This window comes from Cyanobium sp. ATX 6F1 (assembly GCF_024346315.1).
Classification (GTDB): Bacteria; Cyanobacteriota; Cyanobacteriia; order PCC-6307; family Cyanobiaceae; genus ATX-6F1.
The window spans coordinates 97,354-115,376 of record NZ_JAGQCS010000004.1; the positions used below are offsets into that span (position 1 = coordinate 97,354).

Annotated in this window: 18 protein-coding genes and 1 pseudogene; 9 read left to right on the forward strand and 10 right to left on the reverse strand. The window is 67.5% G+C overall.

Features of this window, described 5'->3' with window-relative positions; translation table 11 throughout:
- Window positions 1-4 precede the first annotated feature (4 nt).
- Window positions 5-310: a hypothetical protein gene (locus KBZ13_RS15725; protein ID WP_315859611.1), complete on the forward strand. Its 306-nt coding sequence runs from the start codon at window positions 5-7 to the stop codon at window positions 308-310.
- On the opposite strand, the gene KBZ13_RS07580 is transcribed toward KBZ13_RS15725, so the two are convergent.
- From KBZ13_RS07580 to KBZ13_RS07590, 3 genes are all read right to left on the reverse strand, one after another.
- Window positions 298-546 (reverse strand): hypothetical protein, encoded by a 249-nt coding sequence (locus tag KBZ13_RS07580; protein ID WP_255007927.1) that lies wholly within the window; start codon window positions 544-546, stop codon window positions 298-300. The two genes, KBZ13_RS15725 and KBZ13_RS07580, sit on opposite strands and share 13 nt — an antisense overlap.
- Window positions 547-612: 66 nt before the next feature.
- On the reverse strand, window positions 613-1,356 hold the full coding sequence (locus KBZ13_RS07585) for a pirin family protein (protein WP_255007928.1): 744 nt from the start codon (window positions 1,354-1,356) through the stop codon (window positions 613-615).
- Window positions 1,353-2,414: an alkene reductase gene (locus KBZ13_RS07590; RefSeq protein ID WP_255007929.1), complete on the reverse strand. Its 1,062-nt coding sequence runs from the start codon at window positions 2,412-2,414 to the stop codon at window positions 1,353-1,355. The genes KBZ13_RS07585 and KBZ13_RS07590 overlap by 4 nt, the downstream gene beginning before the upstream one ends.
- Window positions 2,415-2,612: 198 nt before the next feature.
- On the opposite strand from KBZ13_RS07590, the gene KBZ13_RS07595 reads away from it, so the two are divergent.
- Window positions 2,613-3,572: an ion channel gene (locus KBZ13_RS07595; protein ID WP_255007930.1), complete on the forward strand. Its 960-nt coding sequence runs from the start codon at window positions 2,613-2,615 to the stop codon at window positions 3,570-3,572.
- Here the strand turns inward: KBZ13_RS07595 and KBZ13_RS15730 are convergent.
- The 3 genes from KBZ13_RS15730 to KBZ13_RS07615 form a co-directional block, all read right to left on the reverse strand.
- Window positions 3,542-4,252, reverse strand: coding sequence for a rubrerythrin family protein (locus KBZ13_RS15730; RefSeq protein ID WP_315859612.1), 711 nt, complete (start codon window positions 4,250-4,252; stop codon window positions 3,542-3,544). The genes KBZ13_RS07595 and KBZ13_RS15730 overlap by 31 nt on opposite strands.
- Before the next feature lie 69 nt (window positions 4,253-4,321).
- Window positions 4,322-6,163 carry a diflavin flavoprotein gene (locus KBZ13_RS07610; RefSeq protein ID WP_255007936.1) on the reverse strand — a complete coding sequence of 614 codons (1,842 nt, stop codon included), beginning with the start codon at window positions 6,161-6,163 and terminating at the stop codon, window positions 4,322-4,324.
- On the reverse strand, window positions 6,163-7,920 hold the full coding sequence (locus KBZ13_RS07615; protein ID WP_255007938.1) for a diflavin flavoprotein: 1,758 nt from the start codon (window positions 7,918-7,920) through the stop codon (window positions 6,163-6,165). Before KBZ13_RS07615 ends, KBZ13_RS07610 begins: the two co-directional genes overlap by 1 nt.
- Window positions 7,921-8,293: 373 nt before the next feature.
- Between KBZ13_RS07615 and KBZ13_RS07620 the strand changes: the two are divergent.
- A pseudogene (locus KBZ13_RS07620) lies at window positions 8,294-8,458 on the forward strand (bicarbonate-binding protein); the annotation flags it as partial.
- A gap of 164 nt (window positions 8,459-8,622) precedes the next feature.
- Here the strand turns inward: KBZ13_RS07620 and KBZ13_RS07625 are convergent.
- On the reverse strand, window positions 8,623-8,769 hold the full coding sequence (locus tag KBZ13_RS07625) for a hypothetical protein (RefSeq protein ID WP_255007939.1): 147 nt from the start codon (window positions 8,767-8,769) through the stop codon (window positions 8,623-8,625).
- Between KBZ13_RS07625 and KBZ13_RS07630 the strand changes: the two genes are divergently transcribed.
- The 4 genes from KBZ13_RS07630 to KBZ13_RS07645 all read left to right on the forward strand — a co-directional run bounded on the left by KBZ13_RS07630 (window position 8,768) and on the right by KBZ13_RS07645 (window position 13,965).
- A complete protein-coding gene (locus tag KBZ13_RS07630) occupies window positions 8,768-10,108 on the forward strand; it encodes a CmpA/NrtA family ABC transporter substrate-binding protein (RefSeq protein ID WP_255007940.1) in 1,341 nt (446 codons plus the stop codon). The genes KBZ13_RS07625 and KBZ13_RS07630 overlap by 2 nt on opposite strands.
- Before the next feature lie 81 nt (window positions 10,109-10,189).
- Window positions 10,190-11,008: a nitrate ABC transporter permease gene (gene ntrB / locus KBZ13_RS07635; RefSeq protein WP_255008205.1), complete on the forward strand. Its 819-nt coding sequence runs from the start codon at window positions 10,190-10,192 to the stop codon at window positions 11,006-11,008.
- A gap of 52 nt (window positions 11,009-11,060) precedes the next feature.
- Window positions 11,061-13,061, forward strand: a complete 2,001-nt coding sequence (locus KBZ13_RS07640; RefSeq protein WP_255007941.1) for a nitrate ABC transporter ATP-binding protein — start codon at window positions 11,061-11,063, stop codon at window positions 13,059-13,061.
- A 61-nt stretch (window positions 13,062-13,122) separates the two neighbouring features.
- The gene (locus KBZ13_RS07645; protein ID WP_255007942.1) at window positions 13,123-13,965 is read left to right on the forward strand and encodes a nitrate ABC transporter ATP-binding protein; all 843 of its coding nucleotides are present in this window, start codon (window positions 13,123-13,125) and stop codon (window positions 13,963-13,965) included.
- Between the two features lie 113 nt (window positions 13,966-14,078).
- Here KBZ13_RS07645 and KBZ13_RS07650 read toward each other — a convergent pair whose 3' ends face one another.
- The 3 genes from KBZ13_RS07650 to KBZ13_RS07660 all read right to left on the reverse strand — a co-directional run bounded on the left by KBZ13_RS07650 (window position 14,079) and on the right by KBZ13_RS07660 (window position 15,968).
- A complete protein-coding gene (locus KBZ13_RS07650; RefSeq protein WP_255007943.1) occupies window positions 14,079-14,483 on the reverse strand; it encodes an Hsp20/alpha crystallin family protein in 405 nt (134 codons plus the stop codon).
- 170 nt (window positions 14,484-14,653) lie between these two features.
- Window positions 14,654-15,130 (reverse strand): MEKHLA domain-containing protein, encoded by a 477-nt coding sequence (locus tag KBZ13_RS07655; RefSeq protein ID WP_255007944.1) that lies wholly within the window; start codon window positions 15,128-15,130, stop codon window positions 14,654-14,656.
- Window positions 15,123-15,968 (reverse strand): SWIM zinc finger family protein, encoded by an 846-nt coding sequence (locus KBZ13_RS07660; protein WP_255007945.1) that lies wholly within the window; start codon window positions 15,966-15,968, stop codon window positions 15,123-15,125. The genes KBZ13_RS07655 and KBZ13_RS07660 overlap by 8 nt, the downstream gene beginning before the upstream one ends.
- 153 nt (window positions 15,969-16,121) lie before the next feature.
- Here KBZ13_RS07660 and KBZ13_RS07665 point away from each other — a divergent pair, with 153 nt between their 5' ends.
- Together KBZ13_RS07665 and KBZ13_RS07670 are read left to right on the forward strand one after the other, a co-directional pair.
- On the forward strand, window positions 16,122-17,510 hold the full coding sequence (locus KBZ13_RS07665; RefSeq protein WP_255007946.1) for a 1-acyl-sn-glycerol-3-phosphate acyltransferase: 1,389 nt from the start codon (window positions 16,122-16,124) through the stop codon (window positions 17,508-17,510).
- Window positions 17,507-17,995 carry a GNAT family N-acetyltransferase gene (locus tag KBZ13_RS07670; protein ID WP_255007948.1) on the forward strand — a complete coding sequence of 163 codons (489 nt, stop codon included), beginning with the start codon at window positions 17,507-17,509 and terminating at the stop codon, window positions 17,993-17,995. The genes KBZ13_RS07665 and KBZ13_RS07670 overlap by 4 nt, the downstream gene beginning before the upstream one ends.
- Window positions 17,996-18,023 lie beyond the last annotated feature (28 nt).

Here is an 18,023-nt window from a genome sequence, read left to right on the forward strand (position 1 = left end):
GATCATGAACGGCGACGACACAACCACAACCGATGGGGCCAAAGCCGCCAGCGATCACGCTGGCGGTGCAACCATCAACGGCAGCCGATTTCCGTCCCGTTCGGTGGATCTTCCGCCCTTGATGGCGGCGTTTCAGCAATCCGCCAGCCGTGGAGAAATCCACCAGGTGGAAGGAACCAATGTGATCCGGGTGCCCTTCGGTGTGCGTCAGGCCCGTCGGGTGCGGCCCGAGCGCCCCGAGCACTGGGCCACCCTGGTGCTGCCGTTCCAACTGAACGGGCCCAACCCCACCCCGCCTCAGGCGGCCTGAACCGTTTCCAGGCGCCAGTCCACCAGGGCCTTCACATCGTCGATGGAGCTGGCCGGCGCCCGAAACGGCAGCATTCGCATCGGACTGCGTTCCGGGCGCACCAGCCAGGTGAGGTCGTCCTGGGGGATGAGCACGAAGCCCCTATAGCGCACCACCCAGCGCTGGGGCGCCGCCGGCCGTGGCCCACTCAGGGTTTGCTGGCTCCGATTGTTCAGCAGCTCACGTCGCTCCGCCATCGATCCGATCAGGTGGTGATCCTTCCTGTGTAACTGGGTGGCCGCGGGCGTGTTGCATCCTTCGCTTCAATCCAGCTCGAACAGCAACAGATCCGCCCCCTGATCCAAGGCGCTGAGCGTGGAGGGGGTGCCCCCTGCGTCGTCAGCGAAGCCGTAGCCATCGCCCCGCTCCAGGCTTGGCGGGGCCGAGGCGGCGGCACTGTTCTCCAGGCGCACGGCCCCGTCGATCATCTGCAGCCAATAGCGGCGGCCGGCGATGCGGGGCAGCTCCAGCCGTTGCCCCGCGCCGGGCTGCGCCCGCCAGAGCCGCAGCGGCCGGTCGATCGCCATGGCGCCGCCCTGCTGGTCGGGATCGATCAGCAGAATCCAGTCGTCGCCGATGCTGAACGCTTGTTGCCCATAGGCCGGCGGGATGCCTCGGTGGCTGGGCTCGATCCAGACCTGCAGCAGCCGGCAGGGGCGATCGCTCTGGTTGATCTCGCTGTGCACCACCCCGGTGCCGGCGCTCATGCGCTGCACCTCGCCGGCGTGGAGCACTTCGCCGTTGCCCATCGAATCGCGGTGGCTGAGTTCCCCGTCCACCATCACCGTGATGATCTCCATGTCGCTATGGGGATGCATCCCGAAGCCGCGGCCGGCGGCGATGGTGTCGTCGTTGATCACCCGCAGGGGGCCGAAGCCCATCCAGGCGGGGTCGTAGTGGCTCGAAAACGAGAAGCTGTGCCAGCTGTCGAGCCAGTCGAGCTGGCTGTGGAAGCGCTCGGCGGCCGGGCGGAAGACAGGGCGGGTGCCGTTGCTGGTGGTGGTCATGGCAGGAAGGGGTAATCGGTGTAGCCCGCGGGGCCTGGGCTGTAGAAGCTGGCGGGATCGGGGGCGTTGAGCGGGGCGCCGCGCCGCAGGCGCTCGGGCAGGTCGGGGTTAGCCAGGAACGCTGAACCGAAGGCCACCGCATCGATGGCGCCGGCGCCGATGGCGGCGTTGGCCTCAGCAGCGTCGTAGCCCATGTTGGCCACCAGCACCCCGTTGAAGTGCTCCCGGATCGGGGTGAGCACATCGCCGTGCTGCTGCTGGGCGAAATCGCTGCGCATCACGTGCATGTAGGCCAGGCCGCTGTCGTTCAGGCGCCTGGCCAGCCAGCTGGAAAGACCCAGCGGATCGCTGTCGAGCATCGAGTTGAAGCTGTTCAGGGGTGAGATGCGCAGCCCCACCAGCTCGCTTTCCTGGCGCACCGCGTCGATCACCTCCAGCAGCAGCCGCGCCCGGTTCTCAATCGGGCCGCCGTAGGCACCGCTGCGCTGGTTGCTGCCGTCGCGCAGGAACTGATCGAGCAGGTAGCCATTGGCGCCGTGCACTTCCACGCCGTCAAAGCCGGCGGCGATGGCGTTGCGGGCCGCCAGCCGGAAACCCTCCACGATTCCGGGCAGTTCCCCGTCGGCCAGCTCCCGGGGCAGCACGTAGGGCTGCTTGCCCTCGGGGGTGTGCACGCCGTCATCGGTGATGGCGAGTGCGCTGGGGGCCACCGGCTGGCGGCCGCCGTTGAGCAGGGGGTGGCAGGCGCGGCCCCCGTGCCAGAGCTGCAGCACGATCCGGCCGCCGCGCCCGTGCACGGCATCGGTGCTCAGGCGCCAACCCGCCACCTGGGCCGCCGAATGGATGCCGGGCTCGCTGATGAAGGACGAGTTCCCCTCCATCACCATCGTGGCCTCGGCGATCTCCAGGCCGGCGCTGGCCCGCTGGCCGTAGTACTCCGCCATCAGCGGCCCGGGGATGTGGTCCGCCTCGGCGCGGCAGCGGGTGAGCGGCGCCAGCCACACCCGGTTGGGCAGCTCCAGGGAGCCGAGGCGCAGGGGGCTGAACAGGTCGGTCATGGGGGAAGCGGCTGGAGGAGTTGGCGAGAGTGGGGGAATGGTTTTGCTCGGATGTCGGCCATGATCTCAGCTCAGTGGCTCACAGGAGCGCACCGAACCTTGTTGTCCTTCCTGCCGCGAATCAATGGGTCAGCTAAACGGGTTCGTTGACCAGAGCGCTCAGGCAGGCGTGCCCAAGCCAACAGTCTCTGAGCCCTGATGGTCTGGTTTCTTAAGCCGCGCCGTTCCACTCCCAGGGTCCCCGTGTTGCGGTCCCTGCGGCTGCGCAAGCAGGACGGGGTGTTCCGGGCCGAGAAGCTCGATGACTGGCGCCACCACTGGCGTGAGCCCTACCACCTGATGCTGGCCATCCCCTGGCCGGGCTTCGTGGGGCTGATCGCGGCCAGTTATCTGGCCCTCAATCTCGCCTTCGCCCTGCTCTATCTGCTGGACCCGGGCGGCATCGGTGGGGTTCCCGGTGGAGGCCCGGCCGGGTTCGCCGAGGCCTTCTTCTTCAGCGTCCAGACCCTGGGCTCGATCGGCTACGGCGTCCTCCATCCCGCCAGCCTCTGGGTGAATCTGGTGGTGACCCTTGAGGCCCTGGGGGGACTGATCTTCATCGCCGTGACCACGGGCCTGGCCTTCGCCCGTTTTTCCCGCAGCCGGGCGCGCATCCTGTTCAGCGAAGTGGCCACGATCGAGCCCTGGAATGGCGTGCCCACGCTCACCTTCCGGATCGCCAACGTGCGCCGCAACGGCATCCTCGATGGGCGCATGCGGCTCTACCTGGCCCTGGAGGAGCTCAGCAGCGAGGGGTTCAGGCTGCGGCGCCTGGTGCCCCTGACCCTGCTGCGGGAGCAGTCGATCCATTTCCAACTGATGTGGACGCTGATGCACACGATCGATGATCAAAGTCCGCTCCAAGGTCACACCGCCGAAAGCCTGGCCGCCCGCCATGGGGAGCTGCTGGTGGCCTTCCAGGGGGTGGACGAGACCCTGCAGAGTCCCGTCCACGCCCGCTGGACCTACCGGCCCGGCGATCTGAGGCTGAATGCGCGGTTTGCCGACATCGTCGTGGACGACGAGGACAGCCGGGTGCTCGACTTCAGCCGCTTCAACGAGACGGTGCCCTGCAGCGACTGCGGCGATCAGGCGGCCACCAGTTCAGGCTCCCGATAGGGGATGAAATTGGCCTTGCGGGTGCCGCAGAGCGGGCAACTCCAGTCATCGGGGATGGCCTCAAACGGGGTGCCGGCGGCGAGGCCGGAATCGGGGTCGCCGAGTTCGGGGTCGTAGATCACCGAGCAGACCTTGCAGATCCACTTGCCGGCCACAGGGGCGGTTTCCCCGGCCGTGCCGGCGCCCATGAGCGCTTCAAGGGCGACGCTGTAGCGATCGGCGTGGTGGTGCTCGATGGGGGTGAGCAGGCCGAAGTTGCTGGCGGCCTTGCGGAAGATGCCGGCGTGCTCAGCGGATTCGGCGATCTGCTCGTTGAACTCGGCTTCGGCGCCGCCATCGCGGTCGCTGCGGGCCTGCTCGGCGAACTCCGGGTACATCGTTGTGTACTCATAGGTTTCCCCTTCGATTGCCAACTCCAGGCAACGGCTGAGCACGGCCTGCTTCTCGGCATCGCCCAGGGTGGCGGGGTCGGCCACGACGAGCTCGGGGTGGAGCAGGCGGAAGTGGGCGAAGGCGTGCTCGGTTTCCTGGGCGGCGGTGTCGCGGAAGAGTTTGGCCAGCTCGGAGTTGCCGAGCTGCTTGGCCACATCCGCGAAGAAGAGGTATTTGCGGTTGGCCATGCTCTCACCGCCGAAGGCGGCTTCGAGGTTGGCTGTGGTGCTGGGCTTGGAGAGGTCCATGGGGGAGCCATCGTGGATGCCAGGAAGCTTACACGAAGTCGGACTGACTCCGCATAAGGCCGTGGAGGGTCAGTAAAAGGCGCCGCTGCGCCGTTGGTGCACCGCCGGGGTGGCGCCCGCATCGAGCAGGCCGCCATGGTCGACCTGGGCATACACCAGCCAGTGGTCGCCGCACTCCATCCGCTGGGTGATGCGCGCCTCCAGCCAGGCCACGGCCTCCGGCAGCACAGGCTGGCCGCCGGGGGTTTCCTCCAGCTCCAGGCCCGCGAAGCGGTCGGCGCCGGGGGGGAAGGGCTGCAGAAACTGCTTCATCGGGCCGCTGGAGCGACCTTCGGCCAGCACGTTGAGGGCGAAGACGCCGCCCACATGCATCAGCTCCTCCACGGCCCGGTCCTTGGCCACCGCCACGGTCAGCCCCGGCGGCGAGAAGCTGGCCTGGGACACCCAGCTGGCCACCATGGCGCCGCTGATCCGATCGGCACCTTCGCCTTTGGCGGCGGTGAGCACGCACAGGGGCCCGACCACGCGCCCGAGCGCCAGCACCGCCGGGTTGCTGAGGCTCTCCCCCAGGCCGCCGCTGCGCAGCTGCTGCTTGCGCTGGCCCTTGAGCAGCTCCCGGGCCAGGGCGGTGCCCGTCTCCTCCAGGCGCTTGAGGGTGGGGCCGTCGGGGCTGAACTTGACCCGGATCGGCTCGAAGGCGAAGCGGAAGCCGCCATCGCGCAGCTTGCTCTCGAGCAGATCGATCGCTTCGCCGCTCCAGCCGAAGCTGCCGAACACCCCCACGGGCTTGTCCCGGTCGCCCTCCGCCAGCAGGCTGCCCAGGGCCGAAACGATCGGGGTGGGGGCATGGCCCCCGAGGGTGGGGGAGCCGATCAGCACCGCGTCGCAGCCGCGGATCGCCGCCAGCAGCTGCTCGGTGGGGGCGAACTCGCAGTTGATGCTCTCCACCCGCACCCCCGAGCGCGACACCCCCTGGGCGAGGGCGTCGGCGATGGTGGCCGTGTTGCCGTAGGCGCTGGCATAGAGCAGGGCGACCGCCAGCTTGGCCTTCTCCTGGCTGGCGCCCCAGCGGCGGTAGTCCGCCAGCAGGCTGCGCCAGCTCTGCTCGATCGCCGGCCCGTGGCCGGGGGCGATGGTGCGGATCGGCAGCGCCTCGAGCCGGTCCACCACCGACTCCACCTGGCGCGCCATCGGCGCCATCAGGCAGTCGTAGAAGTAGCGCCGGTCTTCCTCGCTGCTGCTGGAGTTGGCCTCGGCGAAGGTCTCGGTGCAGAGGTGGGCGGCGAAGAACTTGCCGCTCATCAGCAGACCGGTCTTGGCTTCGAACGCCACCAGGGCCCCGGGCCAACGCGGTGTGGGCACGGGGATCAAGCTGAGGCGGTGGCCAGCGGCCAGGTCACGGCTCACCTCCTGCTTGACCACATCGATCGGCGGCAGGGGAGGCAGGGGCTCCTGCGCTTCACCCTCTGGGCTGGGTTTGCGCTGCCCCCAGAGCTCTTCCACGAGCCGGGCGCCGGCGTTGGAGGCCACCAGCATCAGCTCAGGCCAGCGCTGGGCCAGCTGGCGCAGCAGTCCCACCCGGTTGGGGTTGGTGTGGCCGACCACCACCTTCAGGGCTTCGCCTGGTCCCACCAGTTCGGCCAGCTGTTCCAGGAACGGCGCGGCGAAGGATTCACCGGGTGGATGGACCAGCACCGGCGGCACCGGTTGGCCGGCTGGGTTGGTGCCGGCGCTGAACAGGAAACTGTTGGCGCTGGTGCCGCGCTCCAGGCCGTATTCCACCTCGAAGCGCAGCCGCTTCGGGCTCAGCCCCCTCAGACAGAGCAACCCGTCATCGACAGGAAGGACGATCACGCGGCGGTCGCTGCTCTCGGCCGGCGAGGCGGGGGCCTTGAAGCTGGTGTCCGCCATCAGTAGTGGTTGCCCACCTTGCGGTGGTGCACGGCGGTGGCGGCCTCACTGTCGGCCACGGTGCCCTCCTCCACCTCGGCATAGATGATCCAGTGGTCGGGGCCCTCCATGCGCTGGACCACCCGGCAGCCCAGGAAGGCCAGGGCCTCGCTCAGCACCGGCCCGCCGGCGGCGGCCCCCTCCAGGGTGGCCACACCGGCGAAGCGGTCGGCCCCCGGCGGGAAGCGCTTGAGGAAATGGCGCAGCAGGGCCTGGTGGTTGTCCTCCCGCAGGATGTTGAGCACGAAGCGGTCGCCCACCTGCATCAACGCCTCGATCGCCCGGTCCTTGGCCACGGCGATCGAGATCCCCGGCGGATCGAAGCTGGCCTGGTTCACCCAGCTGGCCACCATGGCGCTGCTGCGCTCCTCCTGCTGGGCGGTCACGATGTAGAGCCCGCCGCTGATCCGGCCCAGGGCCTTGTCCAGGTCGCCGTCGAGGCTCTTCATCGCCGCGATGGTTTTGTCGCGGGTGAGCAGCTGGCCCAGGTCGGTGCCGGCCTCCTCGCCGCGCTGGTAGTCGGTGGCATCGGGTACCTGGCGCACCCGCAGGGGGCTGAAGGCCTCCTTGAGCCCCAGGCCCCGCAGCTGGGTGGCGATGCTGTCGATCGGCTCATCGTTGCCGCCGTAGGCGTCGTAGACGGCCACGAACTGCTTGGCCTTGAGGGCCGCCAGCAGGGTGCCGATCGACTGCTGGATGTCGGCGTCGGGGCTGATCGGCCAGGTGGGCACCACCACCGCTGCCGCACCCCCCACCAGCGCCGCCAGCTCCTGGGGATCGGTGGCGCGCAGGTCCACCAGTTGCACCTCGGCCTCGGTCTTGCCGATGCCCCGGGCGATCGCCTGGCTGAGCCGGTCGCAGAAGCCGTACTGGCTGATGTAGCAGACGGCCGCGTAGGTCTCATTGGCGCTGCGCTGGCTGCTCCAGTCGCGGTAGTCGCCCACCCAGAGGTTGAGGTGCTCCCTGAGCAGGGGGCCGTGGCCGGTGGCGATCGTGGTGATCTCCGGCAGGGCGTCCATGCGCTTGAGGGCCTGCAGCACGCTGCGGGCGTTGGGGCCCATCAGGCAGTCGTAGTAGAAGCGGAAATCGGGGGCGATCGCGCCGGGATCGATGTCGAAGACGTCATCGCCGCAGTAGTGCAGGCCGAAGGCGTCGCAGGTGTAGAGGATGCCGGTGCCGTGGTCGAAGGAGAAGATCGTGTCGGGCCAGTGCAGGTTCGGGGCGCTCAGAAATTCGAAGCGGTGCTGCACGCCGCTCCCGGGGTTGGTGCCCAGATCGAGCTCCTCGCCGCTCTTCACCGCCCGGCTGCGGAAGGGCCGGTGCACCTGGTCGGCCAGGTAGGCGATCGCCACCTTGGAGGCGACGATTTCGATCTCGGGATTGAGCTCCAGCAGATCACCGATCAGGCCCGAGTGGTCGGGTTCGGTGTGCGAAACAATCAGATAGTCGATCGTGGCCGGATCGATCTGCTCGGCCAGTAATGGTAGCCAGGTGTCACGGAATTTGGCATGGCTGGTGTCCACCAGGGCGGTGCGCTCGCCGCGGATCAGGAAGGCGTTGTAGGTGGTGCCGTTGCGCAGGCCGAACTCGATGTCGAAGCGGCTGCGGTCCCAGTCGAGCGACCGGATCGTGGTGGTGTCGGGTCCGATCGCTTCGCACTGGAGCGAGAGGCGGCCGGGGGCGGCGGGAGCGGTCGTGGGGGCGGCGAGCTGTGTCATGGCGTCGGGGGCTCAGGGTTGCATCGCGTGGAAGCAACTTAGGAACAGCCGCCTGTTGCCTGGCTGACCCATCCATGGGTCTTGCTGATGGGACTGATCGGACTCGGGCTCCTTGCGCTGCCGTGCGGCTGGGATGGGCTGTGACCTCAAAGGTTGCAGGCGCCGCAATCGGCCGGCTCGTGGCCAGGCGGGTGGGGTTGCGGTGGGCGCGCATGTCCGTTGTCCGTTTCGACCACGGCCACTCCATCGGAAGCGGCCTCGCTGCAGCGTTCGATCGCCGCCACCCGTTGCTCGCGCGTGCTGAGTTCTTTGAAGCAGAAAGGATCCCCGGCCTGCTGGGGAAGCTCACCCGCCTGAGCCAGGGCTCCAGATCGTCTCCGGGCCGCACCTCTGGAAGAAAGCAGCCACAGAGCTGGGTGTGCCCGCCAAGGCCATCCCCAAGGGCTCCAGCCGTGGCACCGAGTGGTTCTTCGACGGCAGCGTTTACGACCCCGCCAAGCCCCAGGCCTACCTCGACAGCCTCAAGATCAAGCGCTGATCGGGCGACCGTGATCCCTGGGGCCCCGGCCCCCCGCCCCGGCAGCCGCCTGAGCGCCCATTGATCGCCTCTGCTTATCACTTCTATTCACAATCCTTCGCAAAATTCACACCCAATCGCCAGGGACGGCCATTAGGGTCCGCCGACCAATGACGAATTTCGTTTCAGATGCTTTTTTGAACGCCCGTTGATTGATCCCTGGGACCCAGTTGGATCCCTTTAATTTGAGCGTTTTCCGGTACTTCTGTTTCTCCCAGTCCGGTTTCGTTGACTTGTACCAAGTTTTCCTTTTTTGCAGGAACTTTTTCCATGTCTAAGCGTCGTCAATTTCTCGCGCTGATGGGTGCTGCCATGGCCAGCAGCGTTGTGCTCACGGGTTGCCTCGGTAATCCTCCCGAACCCGGTGGTGGCTCCGCCGGAAGCGGCGCCCCGCCGACCGCTGTCGCGCCTTCCAACCTCGAGACCAAGACCATCAGCCTGGGCTTCATCCCCATTCTTGAGGCCGCGCCGTTGGTGGTGGCGGTGGAGAAGGGCTTCTTCGCCAAACATGGCCTGGAGGTGAACCTCACCAAGCAGGCCAGCTGGCCCTCCGCCCGCGACAACGTCGTGCTCGGTTCCGCCGGTGGCGGCATCGACGGCGGCCAGTGGCAGATGCCGATGCCCCAGATGATCAGCGAAGGCGCGATCACCGATGGCAAGAAGGTGCCGATGGTTGTGCTGGCGATGCTGATGAGCCAGGGCAATGGCATCGCGGCCGCCAACGCCGTCAAGGATGGCAACCTCAGCGTTGATCTCAAGAAGACGTCGCCGGGTTTCTTTGATTCGTTCGCCCAGAAGACGGGCAACAAGTTCAAGGCCTCCTACACATTCCCGAAGGCCAACCAGGAGATCTGGATCCGTTACTGGCTCGCCGCTGGCGGCGTCGATCCCGACAAGCAGGTGGAACTGTTGACGGTGCCCGCCACCGAAACCCTCCAGGGGATGAAGAACGGCACGATGCAGGCCTTCTCCACTGGCGATCCCTGGCCCTCGCGCATCGTCAAGGACAAGGTGGGCTATCTGGCGGCCACCACCGCCCAGATCTGGAAGGCGCACCCCGAGGAATACCTGGCGGTGCGCTCCGATTGGGTCGACAAGCACCCCAAAGCTGCCGTGGCTCTGATCAAGGGGGTGATCGAGGCCCAGCAGTGGCTCGACAAGCCTGAAAACAAGGCCGAGGCCGCCAAGATCCTCAGCTCGCGCAAGTGGTACAACATCCCGGCCCCGGTGCTGGAGCAGTCGCTCAAGGGTGAGTACCTGATGGGCGCCTCCGGCAAGCCCGAGACCGACCTGGCCATGGGACCGCTCTATTGGGCGAGCGATCGGGGTGTGATCTCCTACCCCTACAAGAGCCTCACCCTCTGGTTCCTGCTCGAAGCCCTGCGCTGGAAGTTCTACCCCGGCATCCTCGACACGGTTGACCAGGCCAAGGCAATCAACGACAAGGTGACCCGCGAGGATCTCTGGCTCCTGGCGGCCAAGGAACTGGGCCTGCCCGCCGCCCAGATCCCCACCGGCTCCAGCCGAGGCAAGGAGACCTTCTTCGATGGCGTCGTTTACGACCCGGAGAATCCCCAGGCCTATCTCGATGGCCTGAAGATCAGGAAATAACGGCCAACTGCCGAGATCGAAACGCCTCGGCAATAGATACACGCTCCATCACCACTAACACACGTCATGGCTCCGATTCCAATGCCCCGTAAAGGCAACAACTCCAGCCCCCTGAGCTGGCTCACGCGCAGCTCAGGACAGTGGCTGCCGCCCCTGCTGGGCACCGGCGGCTTCCTGCTGCTCTGGCAGCTGCTCTCGATGAGCGGGGTGATCGCTCTGCCGGCCCCCACCAGCCTGTTCACCGAAGAGCGCACCCGCATCCTGATCCTCTACCCCTTCTATGACCGCGGTGGCCTTGATAAAGGCCTGTTCTGGCAAACCCTGGCCAGCCTCACCAGGGTGGCCCAGGGCTACACCCTCGCCGCCCTGGTGGGCATCGCTGTGGGCATCACGATCGGCCTGAAGCCCACGATCAACCGCGCCTTCGATCCCCTGTTCCAGTTCCTGCGCATGGTGGCGCCCCTGGCCTGGGTGCCGATCGCACTGGTGCTGTTTCAGAAGAACCAGCCCGCCGCCATCTTCGTGATCTTCATCACGGCGATCTGGCCGATCCTGATCAACACCGCCGAGGGCGTGCGCCAGATCCCCCAGGACTACCGCAATGTGGCCCTGGTGCTGCAGATGTCGAACCGGCGCTTCTTCATCAAGGTGCTGATCCCTTCGGCCCTCCCCTACATCTTCACGGGTCTGCGCATCTCGATCGGTCTGGCCTGGCTGGCGATCATCGCGGCCGAGATCGTGATGCCCGGCACCCTCGGCATCGGCTTCTTCATCTGGGATGCCTACCAGCAGAACTACGTGGGCGAGATCGTGCTCGGCGTGATCTGGATCGGCGCCATCGGTCTGATTCTCGATCGCCTGATGGCCTGGTTGCAGACCCGCATCTCCCCAGGTCAGTGATGGTTTCCTGTTTCCGCTTCCGTTGTTTCACCATCCCACAGGAGCCCCAACCATGACCGCACTGGTAGATGTCCAATCGATCGAGAAGAGCTTCGATCTCCGTGGCGGCGGCACCTATCTGGCCCTTCAAGGCATCGATCTGGAGATCCGCAAGGGTGAATTCATTTCCCTGATCGGCCACTCGGGCTGTGGCAAGTCCACCTTGCTCAACATGATCGCTGGCCTCGATCTGCCCACTGAGGGCACCGTGCTACTCGACGGCGAAGCCGTCAAGCGCCCCGGTCCCGACAAGATGGTGGTGTTCCAGAACTACTCGCTGCTGCCCTGGCTCACGGTGCGGGAGAACATCGCCCTGGCAGTCGATGAGGTGATGGGGACGTTGCCCACCGCCGAGCGTGATGCCCTGGTCCAGGAGCACATCGACATGGTGGGCCTGGGCCCGGCGGCCACCAAGTTGCCCCTGCAGCTCTCCGGTGGCATGCGCCAGCGGGTGGCGATCGCCCGGGCCCTGGCGATCCGCCCCAAACTGCTGCTGCTCGATGAGCCCTTCGGCGCCCTCGACGCCCTCACCCGGGGCAATCTGCAGGAGAAGCTGATGCAGATCTGCAACGAGCACGAGCTCACTGCGGTGATGGTCACCCACGACGTGGACGAGGCGGTGCTGCTCTCCGACCGCATCGTGATGCTCACCAACGGCCCGGGCTCGAACATCGGCGGCATCCTCGAGGTCGACATCCCCCGGCCACGGCAGCGCCTGGAGGTGGTGCATCACCCCAGCTACTACAGCCTGCGCTCGGAGATCATCTACTTCCTCAACCGCCAGAAGCGGGTGAAGCAGTGGCGCGCCCGGCCCCACCAGACGGTGGCCCGCCACGGACTGGAGAAGGTGAACCTGGATCTGGGCTTCCTGCCCCTGGCGGCCAGTGCGCCGATGGCGGTGGCCGAGGCCCATGGCCTGTTCGCCAAGCACGGCCTCGATGAGGTGAGCCTGATCCGGGAAACCAGCTGGCGCGGCATCGTCGACGGGCTGGTGGACGGCACCCTCGACGCCTCGCTGATGCCGGCGGGGATGCCCACCTGGATGACCGCCGGTGGCCACGGCGGTACGCCCTTGCCGATCGTGACGGCGCTCACCCTCAGCCGCAACGGCAACGGCATCACCCTGGGCCGCCGCCTGGCGGAGCAGGGGGTGCGCACGGTGGAGGATTACCGCGCCTATCTCAAGAGCCACGAGCGCGAGCCCCACACGATGGGGATCGTGCACGAGGCCTCGATGCACAACCTGCTGCTGCGCTACTGGCTGGCGGCCAACGACATCGACCCCGACAAGGACGTGCACCTGCAGGCCCTGCCGCCGGCCCAGATGCTCGCCGACCTCAAGGACGGCAGCATCGACGGCTACTGCGTGGGCGCCCCCTGGCTCGATCGGGCGATCCGCGACGGCCACGGGATTCCTGTGGCGGGCGACCTGGCGATCTGGCCCGGCCATCCCGGCAAGGTGCTCGGCGTGCGTGAAGACTGGGCGATCGCCTACCCCAACACCCACATCGCCCTTACCAAGGCGCTGCTCGAGGCCTGCCGCTACTGCGCCGATCCCGCCCACTGGGGCGAACTGAGTGAACTGCTCAGCGATCGCCGCTACCTGGGCATCAAGCCGGAAATGATCCGCTTCAGTGAGGCCAGCGCCGATGTGGACCGGGGCGGACCGGAGAGCGAAGAAGCCGTGCCGCACCACCTCTTCTTCGGGGAAGGCCTGAACCGGCCCAGCCGCACCGAGCACCTCTGGATGATGACCCAGATGGCCCGCTGGGGGGAGATTCCCCTGCCGCGCAACTGGGTGGAAATCCTTGAGCGCGTCTGCCAGGTGGGGGTGTTCAGCACCGCGGCCCGCGAACTCGGTCTCGATGCGATCAGCTACCAGCGCCAGGGCATCGAGCTCTTCGACGGCCAGCCGTTCAATGCCGACGATCCGATCGGATATCTCAACGCGCAGACGATCAAGCGCGATTTCAGCATCGCCGAGATCCCCCTGGCCCCGCCCCGGCGCGGCTGAGAAGGGCCGTCTGGCCCACACGCTTTGTTTCCCGCTTCGCCTCCCATCAGCGAGATTCTTGATGTCCACATTGCTTCAGTCCACCCCGGCGGGCCCCACCAGCCCCCCCAGCGAGGCTTTCCTGCGTTTCGAGAACGTCAGCAAGGTGTATCCCACCGCCACTGGCCCTTACACGGTGCTCGATGGCATCGACATGGCCGTGAACCAGGGGGAGTTCATGTGCGTGATCGGCCACTCCGGTTGCGGCAAGTCCACCCTGCTGAACATGGTCTCGGGCTTCTCCACCCCCACCGAGGGCCAGGTGGTGCTGCACGGCAACAGGATCACCAAGCCTGGTCCCGACCGCATGGTGGTGTTCCAGGGCTATGCCCTGCTGCCCTGGTTCACCGCCTACGAAAACGTGTATCTGGCGGTTGATTCGGTGAAGCCGGATCTGCCGGAGCGTGAGAAGAAGGAGATCACCCGGGAGCACCTGGCGATGGTGGGGCTCACCGAGGCGGCCGAGAAGAAGATCCTGCAGCTCTCCGGTGGCATGAAGCAGCGGGTGGCGATCGCCCGGGCCCTGGCGATCCGGCCGGAAGTGCTGATTCTCGATGAACCCTTCGGGGCCCTCGATGCGATCACCAAGGAGGAGTTGCAGGAGGAGCTGCTCACCATCTGGAACACCCAGAAGTGCACGGTGCTGATGATCACCCACGACATCGACGAGGCCCTGTTTCTCGCTGATCGGCTGGTGATGATGACCAACGGCCCGTCCGCCAAGATCGGCGAAATCATGGACATCAAGTTTCCGCGCCCCCGCAACCGCGAGGAAATCATGGAGGATCCGATCTACTACGACCTGCGCAACCAGGCGCTGGACTTCCTCTACAGCCGTTTCGCCCACGACGACACGGCGGACTGAGTCGACGGGCCCTTGTGATCGTTGCCAGCAAAAAGCCCCGGCCGAAGCCGGGGCTGGTGCCTAACAATCGTCCTCTCGTGTGACCGGGTATCACCCCAGCGCGCCTAAGCGCTTCAGTCCTCCACCTTCACCGACACCGTGGTGCTGGTCTGGGCCTTGGGGGCGATGACGGTGAGCAGACCATCCCGGTAACGGGCCTCCAGATGTTCCCGATCCAGGCCGCCTGGGAAGCGGAAGCTGCGGCTCCAGGTGCCGTAGCGGAATTCGCTGTGCAGCGGGCCCGCCGGGGCGCCTTCAGCGCTCTGGGGTGCTTCGGATTTGCGCTCGGCGCTGATCACCAGGGAGCGGTCGGTGGCTTTGACGTCGATGGAGGCCTTGTCCACGCCGGGCAGTTCCAGCACGATCGTGTAGGCCGCTTCGCCTTCGTGCACTTCGGCGGCAGGCACGCGCTCGGCCTGGACCACCTGTTGCTCGAGACGCTCAAAGAGATCGAAGGGGGATTGGCGCAGGGTCAGCATGATGTGTCCTCGGTTTGATGATTGATGGGGGTGAGAACGCTTCACCCGTGATGTCACTGTGCCCCGAGTGTTTGGGGCCTCCGAGGGGGAGAACCGGCCCGTCCGGTACGGCGCTCACGCATCAGTTCGGGCCCCACCCCAGGCCGGTCGAAAGAACCGTCCGATCCGCCTCAGATCCACCACCAGCGGCTGAAGGCGGCCGCCTGGCCGCAGCCCCGGCCCTCCTCGTCGCGCAGGGTCCAGAGGCGGGCGTTGTCGATCACGAAGCGGCGCCCGTGGCTGTTGATGCGCACCCCGGTGTAGCCGCGGATCGCCTCCAGCTGGAGGGCGCTCTCCAGGAGCCGTTGGCGGGCGCTGCGCTCCTGGGGCTCCGCCGTCAGCCGCGAGGGCAGCCCCACCATCGCGGCCCAGGGGCGACGCCACAGGCGCAGGGCCGCCCCATTGGCGTAGATCAGCTGGGGATCGCGGCCGCCGCCGTGGGCCAGCACCACCTCCGCGCCGGCGAACAGTTCCTGGGCCGCCAGCCGCCGGGAGCGGCCGGGTCCGTCGCCCGCCAGCAGCGGTCGCCCGAAGGCGCGCAAGTGGGAGTCGAGCAGCAGGGCGGTGAGTCCCAGGCACTCCGGCGTCAGCCAGGGGGCCTCAGCCACCCCCCATGGCCTGTGCCATCGCCTGCTGGCCCAGCAGGGTTCCCTGCTGCCGCAGCCGCTCGAGGAACAGCTGGTTGGCCTCGGGGAAGCGGGGTTCGGCGGCCAGGGGCAGATCGCCCGCCTCGTCGAGCCCGGTGTCGCCCTCCAGGGCCGGGGTGACCACCACCAGATCGGGATCGAGGGGGGCGTCGTAGCGCCACCAGCGCCCGGGATCGGTGATAGCCGGGTGGGGCGGATGGGGGGCGGCCGGGGCGGTGGCCTTGGCGCTCAGCAGCTGGCGGCGTTGCTCCGCCAGGTTCGCGAGCAGCTGGTTGCGGCTGCGGCCCCGCAACTGGAACAGCACGAAGGGGTCTTCGCTGAAGCGGTCCCCCATCAGGTAGTAGACGGCGCTGGTGTGCTTGCAGGGGTTGGCCTTGTCGGGACAGGTGCATTCGCTGCGCACCTCCTGCAACTTGAACGGAAACAGCCGGCGGCCGCTGGCGGCGAAGGCGCGCTCGATGTCGGCGGGCATGATTCCCGCCAGCAGCTGCGCCGACCAGCGGGCCTTCTGCCCCAGGGCTTCGAGCACGTAGCCCCAGTCTTCGTCGCTGAGGGTGTCGAGCCAGAGCTTCACCTTGTAGGGCTCCTCTTCGGTGCCCTGCACCCTGGCGTGCACGCGGCGCCCCTCGAAGCGGATCGAGAGCACGTTGCCGGAACGGGCGTAGGTCCAGGCGCGCTCCAGCCGTTTCTTGTAGCGGTAGGAGTTGATCAGCTCCATCCACTGCTCCACCCACCAGGGCTGCTGCCCGAGGCCTTCGTCGCCCAGGGTGGTGGTGAGGCTGGCGGGGGTGACCGTCATGGTTCGGGCCGCTTGGGTCGGGTCGTGCTGGCCATGGCCGTGCTGGGCCAAGTATGCAGGCCCGGTGGGCGATCGCCCTAGCCGGGCCTTCGCTACTGGAGAGTGGGGCCGGGAGCTGAGCCGGCTCCTCGACTCCCTGGACTCCTGATCTAGATGCTGGCCCAGGCCCCCCTCGACTTCCTGCCCCAGCGGCTGTTGCCCTGGCTGCCGCAGCTGATGCGGCCAGTGCTGCCGTTGCTGCTGCGCCTGCAGGCGGGCCTGGTGGGGGTGGAGGCCGATCACCTGGAGCGCCTGGTGGCGGCGATCGGGCGCTTTCAGCGGGGTGAGGCGCGACTGTTGGTCGCTTTTCGCCATCCCCAGACCAGCGATCCCTTCTGCTACTCCGCCCTGCTCTGGGATCTGCTGCCCCGTTCAGCGCGGGCCCAGGGCCAGCCCCTGCGGACGTTCGTCCATTCCCATTTCCTCTACGACCGCGGCATTCCCCTGTGGGCCGGCTCCACCGTGGCCTGGTTGTTCACCCGTCTGGGGGGTAGCTCGATCCAGCGGGGCAAGCTCGATCTCAAGGGCCTGCGGGCCGCTCGGCAGTTGATGCTCGACGGGGAGTATCCGCTGGCGGCGGCGCCGGAGGGGGCCACCAATGGCCTCAGCGACGTGCTCAGCCCCCTGGAGCCGGGTGTGGCCCAGATCGCCTTCTGGGCGGTCGAAGACCTGGCCCAGGCCGGGCGCACCGAGGCGGTGGAGCTGGTGCCGCTTGGCATTCGTTACCACTACGTCGAGCCGATCGGCCCCGCCGCGGATCGGGTGCTCTCAGGCCTGGAGCGGGCCTGCGGACTGCCCGTTCCGCCCCCGGGTCCAGCCGCTGCTTCAGCCCCTGGCGTGGCCGGCGCTGAGGAGGCCCAGCTGGCTGCCCTTTACCCGCGGCTGGCGGCCGTGGCCGATTGGCTGTTGCAGCGCCTGGAGCGCTTCTACCGGCAGGCCCACCGGGCTCTCCTGGAGGGCGAGGGGCCGATCACGCCCGAGAACCGGGGCGAGCGGCTGCGGCACTTGCTGGAGGCGGCACTGGCGGTGAGCGAGACCCAGCTCGGTCTGATCGCGAAGGGCAGCCTCAACGACCGCTGCCGACGCATCGAGCAGGCGGGCTGGGACTGCATCTACCGCCCCGAAACCCGCGACCGCCAGGCTCTTTCAGCCGTGGAGCTGGGGCTGGCGGACCGCCTCGCCACCGATGCCGAGCGCGCCCTCTGGCACATGCGGCTGGTGGAGTCGTTCGTGGCCGTCAGCGGCACCCATGTGCGCGAGAAACCCTGCGCCGACCGCTTCGGCGAAACCCTGCAGATTCTCTTCTCGTTGGTGCACCGGCTCACAGGAGATGGAGCCATGCTGAAGGTGCCTCGGCTGGGGCTGCGCCGGGCCCAGATCAGCGTGGGTGAACCGATCGATGTGAGCGCGCGCCGGGACGCCTACCGGGCCGGGCGCCAGGGGGCTGTGGCGTCCCTCACCCAGGATCTTTCGGTTGCTCTGCAGGGCCTGATGGAGCCGTGATCGGCCGGAGGCCGGAGCCGGTGGTGCGCTTCGCCACCGCTGCAGATGCCCCTGGGGTGACGGCCCTGGTGGGAGCGTTGCTGATGGAGATCATGGCGGAGATTGACGAGCCCGCGTTTCGGGTCGATCCCGCTGCCATCGAGCGGCGCCTGCGGGAGGCCCTGGCGGCGGATCGCTACCGGGTGCTACTGGCAGAGACGGCTCCAGGTGACCTGATTGGTTTTCTGGCGCTGCTGGAGGGGTTCGCTCTTTACACGGAGGGCGCGTTCGGCCTCATCCCTGAGTTCTATGTGGCACCGGGCCACCGCGGCGCTGGTGTGGGCCTGGGGTTGCTGGCGGCGGCCGTCGCCCATGGCCGCTCCCGGGGCTGGAGCCGTCTGGAGGTGACCACCCCGCCGCTGCCGGCGTTCGAGCGCACCCTGGCCTTCTACGAGCGGGAAGGGTTCAGCGTCAGTGGCGGTCTGAAGCTGAAACTGGAGCTTTGAATCCGCCTGGTGGTGTTGGCCAGCGCCC

Coding starts and splice junctions, on each gene's coding strand:
- KBZ13_RS15725 (WP_315859611.1), top strand. CDS start 5: ATGAACGGCGACGACACAACCACAACCGATGGGGCCAAAGCCGCCAGC.
- KBZ13_RS07580 (WP_255007927.1), bottom strand. CDS start 546: ATGGCGGAGCGACGTGAGCTGCTGAACAATCGGAGCCAGCAAACCCTG.
- KBZ13_RS07585 (WP_255007928.1), bottom strand. CDS start 1,356: ATGACCACCACCAGCAACGGCACCCGCCCTGTCTTCCGCCCGGCCGCC.
- KBZ13_RS07590 (WP_255007929.1), bottom strand. CDS start 2,414: ATGACCGACCTGTTCAGCCCCCTGCGCCTCGGCTCCCTGGAGCTGCCC.
- KBZ13_RS07595 (WP_255007930.1), top strand. CDS start 2,613: ATGGTCTGGTTTCTTAAGCCGCGCCGTTCCACTCCCAGGGTCCCCGTG.
- KBZ13_RS15730 (WP_315859612.1), bottom strand. CDS start 4,252: ATGGACCTCTCCAAGCCCAGCACCACAGCCAACCTCGAAGCCGCCTTC.
- KBZ13_RS07610 (WP_255007936.1), bottom strand. CDS start 6,163: ATGGCGGACACCAGCTTCAAGGCCCCCGCCTCGCCGGCCGAGAGCAGC.
- KBZ13_RS07615 (WP_255007938.1), bottom strand. CDS start 7,920: ATGACACAGCTCGCCGCCCCCACGACCGCTCCCGCCGCCCCCGGCCGC.
- KBZ13_RS07630 (WP_255007940.1), top strand. CDS start 8,768: ATGTCTAAGCGTCGTCAATTTCTCGCGCTGATGGGTGCTGCCATGGCC.
- KBZ13_RS07625 (WP_255007939.1), bottom strand. CDS start 8,769: ATGGAAAAAGTTCCTGCAAAAAAGGAAAACTTGGTACAAGTCAACGAA.
- ntrB (WP_255008205.1), top strand. CDS start 10,190: ATGCCCCGTAAAGGCAACAACTCCAGCCCCCTGAGCTGGCTCACGCGC.
- KBZ13_RS07640 (WP_255007941.1), top strand. CDS start 11,061: ATGACCGCACTGGTAGATGTCCAATCGATCGAGAAGAGCTTCGATCTC.
- KBZ13_RS07645 (WP_255007942.1), top strand. CDS start 13,123: ATGTCCACATTGCTTCAGTCCACCCCGGCGGGCCCCACCAGCCCCCCC.
- KBZ13_RS07650 (WP_255007943.1), bottom strand. CDS start 14,483: ATGCTGACCCTGCGCCAATCCCCCTTCGATCTCTTTGAGCGTCTCGAG.
- KBZ13_RS07660 (WP_255007945.1), bottom strand. CDS start 15,968: ATGACGGTCACCCCCGCCAGCCTCACCACCACCCTGGGCGACGAAGGC.
- KBZ13_RS07665 (WP_255007946.1), top strand. CDS start 16,122: ATGCTGGCCCAGGCCCCCCTCGACTTCCTGCCCCAGCGGCTGTTGCCC.